15 protein-coding genes are annotated in these 17,236 nt (G+C 67.8%); 11 read left to right on the forward strand and 4 right to left on the reverse strand.

Features of this window, described 5'->3' with window-relative positions; all coding sequences use genetic code 11:
- Nucleotides 1-39: 39 nt before the first annotated feature.
- The gene (locus tag HWY37_RS24885) at nt 40-1,074 is read left to right on the forward strand and encodes a M14 family metallopeptidase (RefSeq protein ID WP_175206274.1); all 1,035 of its coding nucleotides are present in this window, start codon (nt 40-42) and stop codon (nt 1,072-1,074) included.
- A gap of 25 nt (nt 1,075-1,099) precedes the next feature.
- Nucleotides 1,100-2,188, forward strand: coding sequence for a LacI family DNA-binding transcriptional regulator (locus tag HWY37_RS24890; protein WP_175206273.1), 1,089 nt, complete (start codon nt 1,100-1,102; stop codon nt 2,186-2,188).
- A gap of 3 nt (nt 2,189-2,191) precedes the next feature.
- Here HWY37_RS24890 and HWY37_RS24895 read toward each other — a convergent pair whose 3' ends face one another.
- Nucleotides 2,192-3,010, reverse strand: a complete 819-nt coding sequence (locus tag HWY37_RS24895; protein WP_175206272.1) for a 2-keto-4-pentenoate hydratase — start codon at nt 3,008-3,010, stop codon at nt 2,192-2,194.
- Nucleotides 3,011-3,119: 109 nt separating this feature from the next.
- On the opposite strand from HWY37_RS24895, the gene HWY37_RS24900 reads away from it, so the two are divergent.
- The 3 genes from HWY37_RS24900 (at nt 3,120) to ycaC (ending at nt 5,535) form a co-directional block, all read left to right on the forward strand.
- Nucleotides 3,120-4,067, forward strand: a complete 948-nt coding sequence (locus HWY37_RS24900) for a LysR substrate-binding domain-containing protein (RefSeq protein WP_176090084.1) — start codon at nt 3,120-3,122, stop codon at nt 4,065-4,067.
- Nucleotides 4,068-4,172: 105 nt separating this feature from the next.
- A complete protein-coding gene (locus tag HWY37_RS24905) occupies nt 4,173-4,850 on the forward strand; it encodes a hydrolase (protein ID WP_176090085.1) in 678 nt (225 codons plus the stop codon).
- Between the two features lie 58 nt (nt 4,851-4,908).
- A complete protein-coding gene (gene ycaC, locus HWY37_RS24910) occupies nt 4,909-5,535 on the forward strand; it encodes an isochorismate family cysteine hydrolase YcaC (RefSeq protein ID WP_175206269.1) in 627 nt (208 codons plus the stop codon).
- 77 nt (nt 5,536-5,612) lie between these two features.
- Here ycaC and HWY37_RS24915 read toward each other — a convergent pair whose 3' ends face one another.
- Nucleotides 5,613-6,761 (reverse strand): sterol desaturase family protein, encoded by a 1,149-nt coding sequence (locus HWY37_RS24915; RefSeq protein WP_176090086.1) that lies wholly within the window; start codon nt 6,759-6,761, stop codon nt 5,613-5,615.
- Nucleotides 6,762-7,017: 256 nt separating this feature from the next.
- On the opposite strand from HWY37_RS24915, the gene HWY37_RS24920 reads away from it, so the two are divergent.
- Entirely contained in the window at nt 7,018-7,242 is a 225-nt protein-coding gene (locus tag HWY37_RS24920) for an HP1242/YdcH family protein (RefSeq protein ID WP_176090087.1), read from the forward strand.
- A gap of 56 nt (nt 7,243-7,298) precedes the next feature.
- Here the strand turns inward: HWY37_RS24920 and prpR are convergent, their stop codons facing one another.
- Complete coding sequence (gene prpR / locus HWY37_RS24925; protein WP_175206267.1) at nt 7,299-9,245, reverse strand: propionate catabolism operon regulatory protein PrpR; 1,947 nt, start codon at nt 9,243-9,245, stop codon at nt 7,299-7,301.
- 165 nt (nt 9,246-9,410) lie between these two features.
- On the opposite strand from prpR, the gene prpB reads away from it, so the two are divergent.
- Genes prpB through HWY37_RS24940 form a run of 3 tightly spaced genes read left to right on the forward strand, consistent with a single transcriptional unit; the run spans nt 9,411 to nt 14,078 of the window.
- Entirely contained in the window at nt 9,411-10,316 is a 906-nt protein-coding gene (prpB, locus tag HWY37_RS24930) for a methylisocitrate lyase (RefSeq protein ID WP_175206266.1), read from the forward strand.
- 50 nt (nt 10,317-10,366) lie between these two features.
- A complete protein-coding gene (acnA, locus tag HWY37_RS24935; RefSeq protein WP_176090088.1) occupies nt 10,367-13,063 on the forward strand; it encodes an aconitate hydratase AcnA in 2,697 nt (898 codons plus the stop codon).
- Between the two features lie 37 nt (nt 13,064-13,100).
- Nucleotides 13,101-14,078, forward strand: a complete 978-nt coding sequence (locus tag HWY37_RS24940) for a Bug family tripartite tricarboxylate transporter substrate binding protein (RefSeq protein ID WP_175206264.1) — start codon at nt 13,101-13,103, stop codon at nt 14,076-14,078.
- A gap of 114 nt (nt 14,079-14,192) precedes the next feature.
- Here HWY37_RS24940 and HWY37_RS24945 read toward each other — a convergent pair whose 3' ends face one another.
- On the reverse strand, nt 14,193-15,170 hold the full coding sequence (locus HWY37_RS24945) for a LysR substrate-binding domain-containing protein (RefSeq protein ID WP_246302400.1): 978 nt from the start codon (nt 15,168-15,170) through the stop codon (nt 14,193-14,195).
- A 194-nt stretch (nt 15,171-15,364) separates the two neighbouring features.
- Here HWY37_RS24945 and HWY37_RS24950 point away from each other — a divergent pair, with 194 nt between their 5' ends.
- Both HWY37_RS24950 and HWY37_RS24955 read left to right on the forward strand, forming a co-directional pair.
- Nucleotides 15,365-16,339, forward strand: a complete 975-nt coding sequence (locus HWY37_RS24950) for an ABC transporter permease (protein ID WP_175181993.1) — start codon at nt 15,365-15,367, stop codon at nt 16,337-16,339.
- Between the two features lie 11 nt (nt 16,340-16,350).
- Nucleotides 16,351-17,235 (forward strand): ABC transporter permease, encoded by an 885-nt coding sequence (locus HWY37_RS24955; RefSeq protein ID WP_223283369.1) that lies wholly within the window; start codon nt 16,351-16,353, stop codon nt 17,233-17,235.
- Nucleotide 17,236 lies beyond the last annotated feature (1 nt).

Here is a 17,236-nt window from a genome sequence, read left to right on the forward strand (position 1 = left end):
CCATTCTTGCGCCGCCCCCCGCGGCGCCATTGCTTCCCCATGCATACCGGCCTGTTTCACGAGATAGACTTCGACGCCGACGGCAAGGCGCTCAGCTTCCTGGGCACCCCCTATTCGGTGGACCGTTCGCCCTACTACCAGATCAAGACGCCCATCTGCCGCATCCGCAACGGCAGCGGCCCGCGCGTGCTGCTGATGGCGGGCAATCACGGCGACGAATACGAAGGCGAAGTCGCCCTGGGCCGGCTGATCCGCCGCCTGGATCCCGCGCGCGTGCGCGGCGAGGTCACCATCCTGCCGCTGGCCAACCTGCCCGCCGTGATGGCGGCGCGGCGGCGTTCGCCGCTGGACCACGGCAATCTCAACCGCGCCTTTCCCGGCGTGCCCGGCGGCACGCCGACCGAGAGGCTGGCGCACTTCCTGGAGCATGAGCTGTTTCCGCGCCATGACGTGGTGTTCGATATCCATTCCGGCGGCACCTCGATGGCGCACCTGCCCACCGCCCTGATCGAACGCCAGGATTCGCCCGAGCGCATGGCGCGCGCGCTGGACCTGATGAGATCGCTGGGCATGAGCCACGCCTTCGTTGCCGCCAACGGCCGCGATGCGCCCACCTCCATGGCGGCGGCGGCGCGCGCCGGCGCCATCGGCATCAGCGGCGAATTCGGCGGCGGCGGCACGCTGACGCCAGCGACGTTGGCCGCCACGCAGCGCGCCATCGACAACCTGCTGCAGAAGCTGGGCGTGACGGACGCGCCGGTGCTGGGCCCGCACCAGCCCGCCGCCCCCGGCATGCAGCTGCTGGAGCTGGACAGCCACGAACAGAACATCTTCGCCACCCGCCGGGGCTGGTTCGAACCCGCGGTCGACATCGGCGCGACCGTCCGCCAGGGCGATGTCGCGGGCTACTACCACGACCTCAACCAGCTGCACGCGGAAGAGGAAGTCCTGCGCTTCCGGGTATCGGGCATCGTCATTTCGCGGCGCCTGCATACCGACTGCGAATCGGGCGACAGCCTGATCCAGGTTGCGCGCCCGGTCGGCCAGGCTGATATCCTGACGGCTGCCGCCTGAACCCGGAACAATCAAAAGAAACCGCATGACCCACCGGCCCGCGCCCTCCGACTCCCCGACCTACGACGACGTGCTGCGCGTGCGGCCCGAAGGCGGCCCCGCGCCCGCGCGCGCGGCCGCCCCCGCCAAGCCGCCGCGCATCGAGGAAGTGGCGCGGCTGGCCGGAGTTTCGCCCATCACCGTGTCACGGGCCTTGCGCCAGCCGGAAAAAGTGGCCGCCGAAAAGCGCGACCGCATCCTGCAGGTGGTGGCGCAGACCGGCTATGCCTCCAATCCGCATGCGCGGGCCCTGCGTTCCGGGCAGTCCAGCGTGGTCGCGGCCTTCGTGTCCAATATCCTCAGCCAGCAGTTCGCGCTGGCCGTGCAGGGCTGCGCCGAGGTGCTGGAGCCGCAGGGCTATCAGCTGATGGTGGGCCAGACCTCGTATTCGTACGCCAAGGAAACCAGCATGATCGCGTCGCTGCGCGCGCTGCGCCCGGCCGCGGTGTTGTTCACCGGCGTCATCGAACTCGAAGAAAACCGCCAGTCGCTGCGCGACCTGGGCATCCCCATCATGGAGACCTGGGCCTATCCGCGCGATCCCATCGACATGCTGGTCGGGTTTTCCAACTACGACGGCGGCGCCATGGCCGCGCGCCACCTGGCCGAACGCGGCTACCGGCGCGTGGCCTTCGTGGCGCGCCAGGGCGGGCGCGGCGAACTGCGCCGCCAGGGCTTCAACGCCGCGGCGGCCGAACTCGGCCTGCAAGTGGTGGCCGAGCTGGCCGTGGACAACGCGCAGACCATCGCCGATGGGCGCGCCGCGCTGAGCCGGCTGCTGGCCATGGGCCAGGCCTTCGACGCCGTGTTCTGCGCCAACGACCTGCTGGCCGTGGGCGCGCTGTTCGAGGCGCGCGACCGCAAGCTCGCCATTCCAAAGGACATCGCCATCCTGGGTTTCGGCGACACCGACATCGCCAGCGAAATCGAGCCAGGCCTGACCACCATCGGCGTGGACAGCCGCAAGCTGGGCGCGCGCGCCGGCGAACTGCTGCTGCAACGCCTGAACGGCGGCGCTCCCGTCGCGCGCCAGGAAGTCTTTCCGCTGACGCTCAACCGGCGCGCCAGCGTCTAGGGCTCATTCGTCGAACACGATCCGCAGGCCTGGCAGCCCGATGCCATCGAGCTCGGTGCTCCAGGTCTCGCCCGCATGCACCGGAAAGGCTTTGGTCAGCGTTCCGGTCGTGACCAGCTCGCCCGCCTGGATCGCCTCTTCCTTCGGCCGTTCGGCCAGCACCGCCAGCAGATGGGCCAGCGCCGCCAGCGGACTGCCCAGCACATTGGCGCCGGTCCCGCTCTCGCGCAGGACGCCGTTGCAGGACAGGTCCACCCGGAAGCCCGCCAGCCGCTCGATCAGGTCAGGCCCCAGATCCGCCGCGTCCTTGAGCGGGCCGATGAAGAGCGCGCCGTGCAGGGCATTGTCCGCCACGGTATCCGCAGCCTGGAACTGCCAGGCGGGATAGTGCGACTGCACCAGTTCAAAACCATGCGCGATCCAGTCCACGCATTCCAGTATGCGGGCCGGATCCCGCGTTTGCGGCGGCGCTGAATGGAAGTGCAGCACGATTTCCGGCTCGATGCGCGGCTCGACATAGCGGCCCAGGCGGCAATGGACCTCGCCGGTGTCGTCGTAAACGGCGCTGTGCTCGTAGACGCGCCCCCACACCGGGAAGTCCACGCCCAGCGCCGCCCACATCGCCGGATTGGTGAAGCCGATCTTGCGGCCGACGAGCAGCGCGCCTTCGGCCAGCCGGGCCTGGTGTATGCGCGCCGCCACCTCATAGGCGGCGTCCAGATCGAAGCGCGGACGCCTGGCCGTGACCGGCGCGATGGAAGAAGCATGGTCCTGCGCCGCCTTGATTTCGCGGGCAAGCGTTGCGGGGTCGGAAGCGGGCATGTCGGCTCCTGTGCGTACTCGCAAATGTAAAAGAAAACGCCGCCGCGCCATACCGCCGCCGTTATATGCTCCCCTTGACGTCCTATTATCAGAACAGCGGGGTAGCAGCATGCACGACTTGAATGACCTCTATTACTTCGTCCAGGTCGTCAAGAACGGCGGGTTCGCGCCGGCCGGACGGGCGCTGGACATACCCAAGTCCCGCCTCAGCCGGCGCATCGCGCTGCTGGAAGACCGGCTGGGCGTGCGGCTCATCCAGCGTTCCACGCGCAGCTTCGCCGTGACCGAACTGGGTCAGGAATACTACGAACAATGCCTGTCGATGCTGGCCGGCGCGGAGGCCGCGCAGGAAGTCATCGACCGCACCCGCGCCGAGCCGCAAGGCACCATACGCATGAGCGCCCCGCCCGCGCTGATCTATTACTTCCTGGGCGAGCTGGTGGCGCGCTTCATGGTGCGCTGCCCCAAGGTCAACGTCTACCTGAAGAGCTTCAGCCGGCCGGTGGACGTGCTGCGCGAAGGCTTCGACATCGCGGTGCGCGTGCGCTTCGGCCCCATAGAAAGCAGCGATCTGGTGATGAAACCCCTGGGCATGAGCTGCCAGTGCCTGGTGGCCAGCCCGGAGCTGGCGCGCGCGCTCCCGTTGCCGGGCGATCCCAACGCCCTGAGCCAGCTGCCCACGCTGGCCCTGGGCACGGAGCAGCGCGAATCCCATTGGCGGCTGGACGGACCGGACGGCGCGCGCATGATCGTGCCCTTCACCCCGCGCCTGGTGACGGACGACATGCTGGCGCTGAAGCGGGCCGCGCTGAACGGCGTGGGCGTGGTCGCCCTGCCCCTGCTGATGATCCGCGACGAGCTGGACGCCGGTACCCTGGTGGACGTGGGCGCGCCCTGGCAGCCCGAGGCCGGCAGCGTCCATGCCATCTTCCCTTCGCGCCGCGGCCTGCTGCCCGGCGTGCGGGATCTGCTGGACTTCATGAGCACGGAGTACCGCGACGTCGCCAGGCGCGAGCACGACTCCCAGGTCCGCCACAAGCTGCCCACGCTGAAGTAGGCGCAGCGTCCGACGGATGGGACGCAGCAACCCATTTTCCAGGCCTACACAGCCCCCATGACTTGCTCCTAGGATGACTATCCCCCAAGTCATCAGGAGCACATCATGAGCGTCCCCGCCAACTTCAACGGCCAACGCCCCGTCATCGATCCCAACGATGCCGCCATGTTGCTGATCGATCACCAAAGCGGCCTGTTCCAGACGGTCGCCGACATGCCGATGACCGAACTGCGCTCGCTCGCGGGCGCCCTGGCCTCCATGGCCACCCTGGCGAAGCTGCCGGTCATCACGACGGCCTCCGTGCCACAGGGCCCCAACGGCCCGCTGATCCCGGAAATCCATGAGAACGCCCCGCATGCCAAGTACGTGGCCCGCAAGGGCGAGATCAATGCCTGGGACAACCCGGAATTCGTCGCGGCGGTGAAGGCCACCGGCCGTAAGACCCTGATCATCGCCGGCACCATCACCAGCGTCTGCATGGCCTTCCCCGCCATCAGCGCCGTGGCCGAAGGCTACAAGGTCTTCGTGGTGGTCGACGCCTCGGGCACGTACAGCAAGATGGCCCAGGAAATCACCCTGGCGCGCGTGGTCCAGGCGGGCGTGGTGCCCATGGACACGGGCGCCGTCGCCGCCGAACTGCAAAAGACCTGGAACCGCGAGGACGCGGCCAAGTGGGCCGAGGTCTATACCAAGATCTTCCCGCCCTACCAGCTGCTGATCGAAAGCTACAACCGGGCCCAGGAAGTCGTCAAAAAGGGCGAACAGCTCGACTCGCAGCGTTGAGCTGCACCCGGTTTTCCAGCGCGTCGCGAGGCGCGCGCCTTACCTCATGGAGTACGCAATGACCAAACCCTACGTGAAACTCGACAAGACCCAGGCCGCAGTGCTGCTGGTGGACCACCAGGTGGGCCTGCTGTCCCTGGTGCGGGACTTCCAGCCCGACCAGTTCAAGAACAATGTGCTGGCGCTGGCCGACCTGGCCGAATACTTCAAGCTGCCCACCATCCTCACCACCAGCTTCGAGGACGGCCCCAACGGCCCGCTGGTGCAGGAACTGAAGGACAAATTCCCCAAGGCGCCCTACATCGCCCGCCCCGGCAACATCAACGCCTGGGACAACGAGGACTTCGTCAAGGCGGTCAAGGCCACCGGCAAGAAGCAGCTGATCATCGCCGGCGTGGTCACGGAAGTGTGCGTGGCCTTCCCCGCGCTGTCGGCCCTGGAGGAAGGCTTCGAGGTGTTCGTGGTCACCGACGCGTCCGGCACCTTCAATGAAGTGACCCGTAACGCCGCCTGGAGCCGCATGGAACAGGCCGGCGCGCAATTGCTGAGCTGGTTCGGCGTGGCCTGCGAACTGCACCGCGACTGGCGCAATGACATCGAAGGCCTGGGCACGCTGTTCTCCAACCACATCCCCGACTACCGCAACCTGATGGCGGCTTACTCGACCGTCAAGGCCAGCAAGTAACTGGCGGATAGTGGCTGGACGGGCCGCGCCGGCCCGTGGCAGCTTCGAAGGCGGCGCGCACGATGCGCGCCGCCGTTTTATTTCTTGCGCGCGAAGGGGTAGGCCTGCTGCGCCAGGAAGGTGCCCGGCATGTCGTTGTCCAGAATGCCGTAGTTCTCGGGCAGGCGCTTGCTCACGCCGCGCACCGCCGTGCCAAAGGCGTAGTCGATGAACGAGAAGTGGGCGGCATAGTTGCGGTCGATCGCCTCGGTGTCCGAGGAATGGTGCCAATGGTGGGAGTCCGGCGTCACGATGATGTAACGTAGCCAGCCCCAGGGCAGCCTGACGTTGGAATGGATCAGCACCGCCTGGAAGCCCACGATGATGATGTAGGCGTCCAGCACCGGCTTGGAGAAGCCCAGCGCGAACAACACGCCCAGCACCGCCACGCGGGTGATCAGCAATTCGACGATGTGCAGCCGCGAACCGGCCAGCCAGTCCAGCGTGCGGGTGCTGTGATGCACCGCGTGGATCCGCCACAGGAACGGCACCTCGTGGTAGGCGCGATGCGCCGCGTACTGCACCAGATCCGCCACCAGCACGGCCACGAACAGCTCCGCCAGATAGGGCAAGGACTGGATGGCCTGCTGCAGGGGCTCGTAAGCCGCCCAGGAGAACAGCCGGTGCACGAAGAAGTTGATGCACAGCAGCACCGCCCCCACCGAGAGGTGGTTGAACAGGAAGTGCTTCATGTCCACCTGCCATTCGCCGCGGAACACGGGCTGGCCCGGATACAGGGGGAACAGCTTCTCGAAAATGATGAAGACGGTGCTGGAAGCCAGCAGGTCCAGGATGAACCAGTCCAGGCCCAGGTAGGGATGGCTGCCCGTATTGGAAGTGGTCACCACCACGTTGCTGCCGCCCGCGGCCACCGCGCCGCACACCAGCACGAAGGCGGCGATGTTCAGCCAGCGCTGGCGGCCCAGCACGGTATTGGCCAGCGCGATGGTGCCCGAGATCAGCAGCGCGGTGAACAGCAGCGCGCGCATCGCGTCCACGTTGTAGAAGCTGCGCAGCTCCGGCGTGGTCAGGTAGGCGGGGAAATGGAACGCCAGGACGCCGAGGACCGCCAGGATCGCCAGGAACAGCGCGATCACGCCGCTCATCATGCCCGTACCCGGGTGGATCCTCCCGTCCTGCTTGAAAAGCTGTAAGACCTGGCGAAGGATGGACGCGCGCTGATTCATTTCAAATTTATGGCAGACCACGGGGAAGCGAGTTTATCGCCGGGGACGGATCTTCATGTAATAAAACGTGATCAGGCGCGACAGAATGGCGTCCCTGCTTCCCCTTTGCGCGGCATCAATTCTCGGACGGAAGGCATGCGCCCGGATGGTTGACAAGGGCGCGGGGTTGGCGTGTCATGGAATCGAAAGCTTAAGGATCATCAGGTTCCCCGGTTTCCCCGCAGTGCCCATCAACCGGTTCTTTAAAGAGGCCCCTATGTTCCCTGAATACCGTCACCTCATTACCCAGCTGAAATCCGAAAACGCGCATTTCTCCGCGCTGTTCCAGCGCCACAATGACCTGGACCAGGAAATCAAGAACATGGAGGCCGGCATCCAGCCTGCCTCGGGCAATGAGGTCGAAGTGCTCAAGAAGGAAAAGCTGCACTTGAAGGACAAGCTTTACGGCATCCTGCGCGCTGCCGACCAGGGCAGCAGCTGAACCGTTCGCCGCCACGGACTGGCGCCTGCCTCGTCTTGCGGGCGCCTGCCCTCCCCCTATTCCCGCAGCCGCCGCCACAGCGTGGTCGGACTGATCCCCAGAATGGCGCAAGCCTCCTGGCGGTTGCCGTTGCAACGGGCCAGCACCGCCCGTATATGGGCTGCGTCGCGGCGCCGCGCATTGCCGGCCAGCGACTCCGCCGCCTGCCCTTCTTGCACCGCCTGGCGCGCCAGTTCGGGCGCGACGTCGCCAACGATGCGCCGCATCTGGGCGTCGGCCATGTCCTCCGGCATCTCCGCAAGGTAGACCGCCAGGCGCTCCAGCACGTTCTCCAGCTCCCGGATATTGCCGGGCCAGGCGTATGCCATCAGCGCGTCCCGGGTGCAGGGCGACAGCGGCCGGCCCGGCAGCAGGCCCAGGTTTTCCTGGATGCGGCCATACAGCAGTTGCGCCAGCGGCCAGATGTCCTGCCCGCGCTCGCGCAGCGTGGGCATGTCGATGCGCAGGATGTTCAGGCGGAAAAACAGGTCCTGGCGAAAATCGCCCGAGGCGACCATCGCCGCCAGATCGCGGTGCGTCGCCGCGATGATGCGCACATTGACCGGCACGGCCTCGCTGCCGCCCACCGGCATGACCTGCCGTTCCTGCAACACCCGCAACAGGCGGATCTGCAACGCGGCGGGCATGTCGCCCACTTCGTCCAGGAACAGCGTGCCATTGTGAGCCGACTCGAACAGTCCCGGCTTGCCGCCGCGGCGGGCGCCGCTGAACGCGCCGTCCTCGTAGCCGAACAGCTCGCTCTCCAGCAGGCTTTCCGGAAAGGCCGCGCAATTGACCGCGATGAACGGAAAGCTGTGCCTGGCGCTGGCCTGATGGATGCCCTGGGCCAGCACTTCCTTGCCCGTGCCGCTTTCGCCGCCGATCAGCACCGTGGAGTCGACGCGCGCGTAGCGGCGGCCCAGCATGCGGACTTTTTCGACCGGCGGCGCGGTCCCGAACAGATCGTCCAGCGTGTAGCGCACGGCGTGGGCGCGCATGCGGGCGCGCGTGCGCAGGCTGCGGTCGGCGCGATGGATCGCGCCCGCCTCCTGCAAGGTCAGCACTGCGCCGGACAGGCCGGCGCCCGACGCCAGCGGAATCCGGTTCACCACCACCATCTTGCCCGCCAGGCGATGGATCGACTCGGCTTCGCGCTTGCCGCTGCGCAGCACCTCGTCCAGCGACAGGGCGGGCGAAATTTCCTCCAGCCGGCGTCCGGCCATGCCCGCGGCGCTGATGCCCAGCAGGCGCTCGACGGCGGGGTTCAGGGCCTGGATCCTGCCGGCGGCATCCACCGCGGCGACGCCCTCGTCCAGGTTGGAGAGCACCGCATTGAGGTATTCGCGCCGCCCGGACTCGATGCGCTGCAGGCGCGTGATTTCGATGGCATCCTCGATGCAGGCGCCGATGGTCGACAGCGAGTACACCAGCACGCCGGTGAGCCCGATGCGTTCGGCGTAGTCGACGATCAGGCCGGAGCCGACGATCACCTCCACGCCCTCGTCCTTCAGCGCCTGGGCCTGGGCCAGCGCGTCGTCCGGATCGAGATAGGTCCGCACCGGGATGTCCAGGGCGAACGTGCGCAGGAAGGTGTCGAGTTCGGGATACTGGGCCGCCTGTCCCAGCAGCGCGACCCGCGGCGAAATGCGGCGGGCCGTGGACAGCGCGTTCATGACCTCGAAGCCGACGATCTTCACCTGCACCACCGGCACGCTGACGTGGCGCCGCAGATAAGCCCCATTCAGGCCCGCCGCAACCACGGCATCGACCTGTCCGGCTCGGACCGCCTGGTTGATGGCGCTGGCGGCCGCCTCGAAGCCGGCCTCGATCAGCTTGAATTCGCCACGGCCCGCATAGCGCGGCAGGATCTGCGCAAAGCTGCGCGAAATGCGCGCCATGCCGATGGCCCAGATGCGGGGCAGCGTGGCGGACTCCTGTTCGATCGACGGCGTGGCGGGCAGCATGGCGGATTCTCCGGGTATGGCTCCCGCATATCTCACCATTGAAATCCAGTTCGTTCAATTCTGAAATTCAAAACCCCGCCCCCGCCCGCCGCAGCGGGAGCGAGGCAGGCTGGTACGCATCTTGCATGAGCAGGAACATCCCCCTACTGACGGAGCGCGTACGCCATGGTCCCCACATCCCCTTCCGCCCCTGCCAGCGCCGGCGCGCGCATGCGCCTGGCCATGCAGGCCGAACGCCCGCTGCAGGTCGTCGGCGCCATCAACGCCAACCATGCGCTGCTGGCTCAGCAGGCAGGCTTTCGCGCCATCTACCTGTCCGGCGGCGGCGTGGCCGCCGGTTCGCTGGGGGTGCCCGACCTGGGCATCGTGGGCCTGGAGGACGTGCTGACCGACGTGCGGCGCATCACCGAAGTCTGCCCGCTGCCCCTGACCGTGGACGTCGATACCGGTTTCGGCGCCTCGGCCTTCAATGTGGCGCGCACCACCCGGTCGCTGATCGCGGCCGGCGCGGCGGCCATGCAGATCGAGGACCAGGCCGGCGCCAAGCGCTGCGGCCACCGGCCGAACAAGGAAGTGGTGACGCTGCCCGAAATGGTGGACCGCATCAAGGCCGCGGTCGACGCCCGCACCGACCCTGATTTCGTCATCATCGCGCGCACCGACGCGCTGGCCAGCGAGGGCAGGCAAAGCGCCCTGGACCGGTTGGCGGCCTGCATCGAGGCCGGCGCCGACGTGGCCTTCCCCGAGGCCGTGCACGATCTGGCGGGGTTCCGGGATTTCGCGCGCGCCCTGGCCGCGCCGATCCTGGCCAACATCACGGAATTCGGCCAGACCCCGCTGCTGACCGTCGACGAACTGGCAACGGCCGACGTGGCCATCGCGCTGTATCCGCTGTCGGCTTTCCGTGCCATGAACCGCGCCGCGCAGCGCACCTACGCCGCCATCCGCCGCGACGGCACGCAGAGCGCCATGGTGGAAGAAATGCAGACGCGGCTCGAACTCTACGAGAGCATCGGCTACTTCGCCTACGAACAAAAACTGGACGCGCTGTACGCTGGCAAGGCGGCCTGATCCGCGTCCGGCGCAAGCTGAAAAATAACGAAACTGGAGACACCGCCATCATGCATTCCTCGCTGGATGACCCGTTCCTGCTCGTCTACCAGGACGACGCGGACCACGGCCGCCACTACTCCGTGCCGGCCTACGCCGCCGCGCAAGGCCTGGACGCGCGCCGCCTGCCCTATGTCGCGCGGGTCCTGATCGAGAACGCGCTGCGCCACGAGAGCGCCGCGCACGACCGCCGGCCGCATGCGCAGGCGCTGCTGCGGACCTATCATCCGGACGCGCCGAAAGACGCCGAGCCGGCCGATGTCTGGCTGCATCCGGCGCGCGTGCTGGCCCAGGACGTCAGCGGCATTCCCAGCCTGATCGACCTCGCCGCGATGCGCGACGCCATCCAGGCGCGGGGCGGCGACCCCGCCCGCATCAATCCGCACATCCCGGTCGACCTGATCGTGGACCATTCGCTGATCGCTGAGCAGGCGGGCCACGCCGGCGCCCGCGCCGCCAACGAAGCGAGCGAGTACGCGCGCAACCGCGAACGCTACACCTTCCTGAAATGGGCCCAGGAGTCGTTCGACAACCTGCGCCTGGTGCCGCCCGGCAAGGGCATCCTGCACCAGATCAACATCGAATACCTGGCCGAAGTCGCGACGCTGCGGACCACCGCCAGCGGCGCGCGCGTGACCTGTCCGGATACGCTGGTGGGCACCGACAGCCACACCAGCATGGTCAACGCGCTGGGGGTGCTGGGCTGGGGCGTGGGCGGCATCGAAGCCGAAGCCGCCATGCTGGGCGACGCCCTGGTGTTCCGGGCGCCGGAAGTCGTCGGCGTGCGGCTGCACAACCGGCCGGCGCCGGGAGTCACCGCCACCGACATCGTGCTGAGCCTGACCCGCATCCTGCGCGAGGCCAAGGTGGTGGAGCAGTTCGTCGAATTCACCGGTGACGCGCTGGACGGCGCACTCACCCTGGAAGATCGCGCGACCCTGTCGAACATGGCGCCGGAGTACGGCTCGACCTGCGCCTACTTCCCGGTGGACGAGGAAACCCTGTCCTACCTGCTGCGCACCGGCCGCGATCCGCAACAGGTGGAGCGGGTGCGGCTCTACGCCCGGGCTTCCGGCCTGTGGCGCGAGCCGGGCGCCGAGCCTCCCGGCTACAGCCGCATCGTGGACGTGGACCTGGAGCAGATCGGCCGGGTGGCGGCCGGCCCGAACAAGCCGCAGGAACGCATCGCGCTGGCCGAGGTGCCCGTCAGCTTCAGGAAGGCGGCGAACGCGATGCCCGCGGCGGCGGACTCGTCCCTGCCGGAAGGCGCCGTGGTGCTGGCCGCGATCACCAGCTGCACCAATACCTCCAACCCCAGGCTGCTGGTGGCGGCGGGCCTCCTGGCGCGCAAGGCCGTCGCGCTGGGACTGCGGCCGCAGCCCTGGACCAAGACCTCGTTCACGCCCGGCTCCCGCGTCGTCACCGACTACCTGCAGGCCAGCGGGCTGCAGGCGGCGCTGGACCAGCTGGGCTTCCAGACGGCCGGCTACGGCTGCGCCACCTGCGCCGGCCTGTCCGGATCCCTGGCGCCCGAGGTGGAACAGGCCATCGCCACGCGCAACCCGCGCGTGGCCGCCGTGCTGTCCGGCAACCGCAACTTTCCCGGCCGCGTGCATCCGCTGGCGCGCGCCAACTACCTGGCCTCGCCCGCGCTGGTGGTGGCCTATGCGCTCGCCGGCACCGTGGAGCGGGACCTGGAGCAGGATCCGGTGGGCTGGCGCGCCGACGGCACGCCCGTGCGCCTGCAGGAGTTGTGGCCAGCCGATGAGGAAATCGATGCCATCGTCGCCGCGCACCTGAATCCCGGCCTGTACACGCGGCGCTATGGCGACATCTTCGACGGCGATCCGGCCTGGCAGGACCTGCCCACAAGCGCCGGCGCCTGCTATCCCTGGGACGACCAAAGCCTGTACCTGCGGCGCCCGCCCTACCTGGACGTGCCCACCCAGGACGGCGCCGTGCGCCTGACGGACGCGCGCGCGCTGCTGATCCTGGGCGACTCGGTCACGACCGACCATATTTCGCCTGCCAACGAGATTCCTCCCCAATCCAGCGCCGGCCGCTATCTGCAGTCGCTGGGCGTGGCGCCCGAAGATCTGCACACCTACCTGGCGCGCCGCGGCAACCACCGGGTGATGATGCGCGCCACCTTCGCGCAGCCCACCCTGGCGAACGAACTGCTGCCCCAGGGGCCGGCCGGCGCCACGCGCCACCAGCCGGACGGCGAGGTCATGCCGGTCTACGACGCCGCCATGCGGTACCGCGAAGCCGGCGTACCGGTGGTGGTGATCGCGGGCAAGGACTACGGCACGGGCTCTTCGCGCGACTGGGCGGCCAAGGGCACCCGGCTGCTCGGCGTGCGCGCGGTGATCTCCGAGAGCTTCGAACGCATCCACCGCTCGAACCTGGTCAACATGGGCGTGCTGCCCCTGCAGTTCCCGCCGGGCGTCACGCGCCTGAGCCTGGGGCTGGACGGTGGCGAGACCTATGACATCGAGATCGACGCCGGGCTGGCGCCGCGGGGCCAGGTGTCCTGCGTCATCCGCGGCAAGAACGCGTCGCAACCCTTGACCCTGACGTGCCGCCTGGACAACGAGCACGAAATCCGCATCTGGCGAGCCGGCGGCATCCTGCCCGCGGTGCTGCGCCAGGCCCTGGCCGATCCTCAAGCCAGCAACAAGCAGCACACACAAGCGCAGCACACATAAGAAGCGCAATGCCATCACCACCACCAAGGAGACAGACATGCATGCAAAACGACTACGCGCGCCCCTGCGCGCCCTGGCGCTGCTGGCCGGGCTGACGCTGGCCTGCGCGGCGCAGGCCGCCGACTGGCCGGCCAAGCCGCTGCGGCTGATCGTGCCGTTTTCCGCCGGAGGCCAACTCGACGCCATGACGCGCATCTTCGCGACCGGCCTGTCGGACCACCTGAAGCAGCCCGTGGTCATCGACAACCGGCCCGGCGCGGGCGGCCTGATCGGCTCCGACATGGTCGCCAAGAGCGATCCCGACGGCTACACCTTCCTGGTGGCAGGCAACGGCGCCATCACCAACAAGATGCTGCGCGCCAAGATGCCGTACGAGGACTCCGACCTGACGCCGGTCGGACTGCTGTTCGAGTCGGCCTCGGTCATCGTGGTCAGCGCCAAGAGCGACATCCACACGCTGAAGGACTGGCAGAAGAAGGCCGGCGCGGGCGGACACCCCATCCTGTTCGCCACCGCGGGCACCGGCAGCACAGGGCACTTTGTCGGTGAAATGCTGGGCCAGGCGCTCAACGTTCCGGTGACGATCGTGCCGTACAAGAGCGGATCGGAAAGCTCGGCGGCGCTGATGGGCGGGCAGGTCGACGCCGCTTCCGAGGCCAGCGTGTCGATCCGCAACTACGTGACTGCCGGCCGTGTACGCGCCCTGGCGGCGACCGCCGACCACCGCACACCGCTGCTGCCGTCCACGCCCACCACCGCGGAACAGGGCTTCCCGCAGATCCAGATCACGCACTGGGGCGGCATGTATGCGCCCAAGGGCACTCCCGGCCCCATCGTCGACGCCATGAACCGCGCCATCTCCCAGGTCATGGAAACGCCGTCGATCAAACAGCAGTTGAACGATGCCGGCTATGAGCCGATACCGGGCAGCGTGGCGCACTTCAAGCAGTTCATCGCCGCCGAGGACCAGCGGCTGGGCGCCATCGTCAAGTCGGCCGGCATGAAGGCCGATTAAGCGGGCTGATAAGCAGGCTGATCATTGGCCTGATGATTGGCCTGATAAACGACCTGGCCGGGCGCGCCCCAGCCCCGGAAGCTGCAAGGCATCCGGGGCCGCGATCCCTGCGCGTCAAGGCTCCACCAGCGTAAACGCATCGCTGCCCGCCATGCGCGACATCTCGTCGATGATGCGGCGCGACAGCTCCAGCACCAGCGGACTGCGGGGTTCGCCGGCAAGCGTGACCATGCCCAGGCTGTAGCCGATGCGCGGCGCAAAGGGCTTGCAGATCACGCCCATGTCCTGGCACAAGCGCGCGAACAGGCCGTTGACCACGGACACGCCGATGCCGCGCGCCACCAGCCGACAGGCCATTTCCACCGCATGCACCTCGGCGCGGATCTGCGGCACCATGCCGCCCTGGCGGAACACCTGGTCGATCTGCTGGCGCAAGAGGCGCTGGCGTCCCAGCAGCACCATGTCGACGCCGATGAGATCGCCCGGTCCGACCTCGGGCAAGGCTTCCAGCGCATGGCCGGGCGGCACGATGCACACGGCATCCGTGTCCAGGCGCGCCACCGTTTCCAGCCCCGAATTCAAGGTCGGCGAGCGCACCAGCGCCAGATCGGCCTCGCGCCCCAGCACCGCGGCCTCGCTGGTTTCGTAGGTGCCGACCAGCACTTCCAGCGCCACGTCGGGATGATCGTTCAGAAAGGATTCGGCCACGGCCGGCATGACGGTCTGCGCGACCGAGCTGGGCAACTGCACCCGCATCAGCGTGCGCCGCAGTCCGCCCAGGCGCAGCTGGTTGACGTGGCGTTGCAGCGAGTTGGCATTCAGGATCATGTTCTGCACGTCCGGCAGCAAGGCCTCGGCCTCGCTGTTGGGTACCAGCCGTCCCTTGCGCCGCATGAACAGGGGCAGCCCCAGATCGGACTCGAACTGGCTGAGCAGGCGGCTGACGGCGGGCTGGGAGGTCCCCAGCCGCTGCGCGGCCTCGATGGTCGACCCGGTAGTCATGAAGGCCAGGAAGGCCTCTAGCTGCTTGAAATTCATCGTCGTCGCGGGCGTGCCGATGGCGGCGGTCTGCCCGTATCTTAGGGTTAGCACCAAATTTGGCGGAATTCACATAGACGCATGCCGGCCCAGCATACGGTTGCCAAGCCCTCGCGTTGGCTCGAACATGCCGGCAACCGCGGATTCTGCCCATTCAGCAATCCGTAATCAATCCGTACTAGCGCCGAATCGCAAGGAGCCAAAATGCGCGCTGCTGTCCCACGCCCCTCCTGTCGCCGCACCGCGCCATGACCGCGTTCATTATCCGCCGGCTCTGCCAAAGCGTCGTGATCCTGGCCCTGACGTCGCTCATCGTGTTCGCCGGCGTCTATGCCATCGGCGACCCCATCGAGATCCTGGTGCCGGCCGACGCCTCGCAGGCGGAAATCGCCCAGGCCGTGGCCTCGCTGGGCCTGGACCTGCCGCTCTACCAGCAGTACCTGAAGTTCGTCGGCAACGCGCTGCACGGCGACCTGGGCACGTCCTTTGTCTACAACCAGCCCGCCATCCAGCTCATCCTGCAACGCCTGCCGGCCACGCTGGAACTGGCATTCGTCGCCCTGCTGCTGGCCCTGGCCATCGGCCTGCCACTGGGACTGGTCGCGGGCCTGAAGCCCGATTCGGCGCTGGACCGCGGCATCATGACCGGCTCCATCCTGGGCTTCTCCCTGCCCAACTTCTGGCAGGGCATCATGCTGGTGCTGATCTTCTCGGTGACGCTGGGCTGGCTGCCCTCCACCGGGCGCGGACCCACCGGCGAAGTGCTGGGCATCCAGACCAGCCTGGCTTCCTGGGATGGCATCCGTCACCTGATCCTGCCGGCGCTGAACCTGGCGCTCTTCAAGATCGCCCTCATCGTGCGCCTGACGCGCAGCGGCGTGCGCGAGACCATGCCGCTGGACTACGTGAAGTTCGCGCGCGCCAAGGGCCTGCGCGAGTCGCGCGTGATCTACATGCACGTGCTGAAGAACATCATGATCCCCATCGTGACCGTCGTCGGCATGGAGTTCGGCTCGATGATCGCGTTTGCCACGGTCACCGAAACCATCTTCGCCTGGCCCGGCGTGGGCAAGCTCATCATCGACAGCATCATGAAGCTCGACCGCCCCGTCGTGGTCGCCTACCTGCTCATCGTGGTGACCATGTTCATCCTGCTCAATCTGCTGGTGGACATCATCTACTCCGTCCTCGATCCCCGTGTCCGCGTGGGGGCCGCCGAATGAAATCCGCCGCCATGAAACTCAACCGCGAAACCACGCTGGGCCAGGCCCTGTACGGCGTGCTCGACAGCCGCGCCGCCAGCATCGCGGCCGCGATCCTGGGTGTGCTGGTCCTGGCCGCGCTGTTCGCCAGCTGGATCGCGCCGCAAAACCCGTATGACCTTGCCGCCATCACCATCCTGGACGGCCGCCTGCCGCCCGGCAGCGTCGGCGTCTACGGCGACACCTACTGGCTGGGCACCGACGCGCAGGGGCGCGACATGCTGTCGGCCATGATGTATGGCCTGCGCACCAGCCTGGGCGTGGGCGTGCTCAGCGGCCTGTTCGCCATGGTGGTGGGCACCGTGCTGGGACTGGCCGCCGCCTACTTCGGCGGCCGCGTGGACACCCTGATCATGCGGCTGGTCGACCTGATGCTAGGCTTTCCCACCATCCTGGTCGCGCTGATGATGCTGGCCATCCTGGGACAGGGCCTGGACAAGGTCATCTTCGCCCTGGTGGTGGTGCAGTGGGCCTACTTCGCGCGGGCGGTGCGCGCCACCGCCGTGGTCGAACGGCGCAAGGAATACATGGAGGCCGCGCTCTGCCTGGGCCTGAGCCACCGGCGCGCGCTCTTCAGCCAATTGCTGCCCAATTGCGTGCCGCCGGTCATCGTGATCGCCATGATCCAGACGGCCAACGCCATCGCGGCCGAAGCCACGCTCAGCTTCCTCGGCATCGGCCTGCCGGTCACCGAGCCCTCGCTGGGCCTGCTGATCGCCAACGGCTACCAGCAGATGCTGGCCGGCCTGTACTGGATCAGCGTCTACCCGGGCGTCCTGCTGCTGACGGTGGTCTTCACCATGAACATCGTGGGCGATCGCATCCGCGAAGCGCTCAACCCCCGCCTGCAGAAATAGG

Source organism: Achromobacter anxifer (assembly GCF_903652925.1).
Taxonomy (GTDB): domain Bacteria; phylum Pseudomonadota; class Gammaproteobacteria; order Burkholderiales; family Burkholderiaceae_B; genus Achromobacter; species Achromobacter anxifer.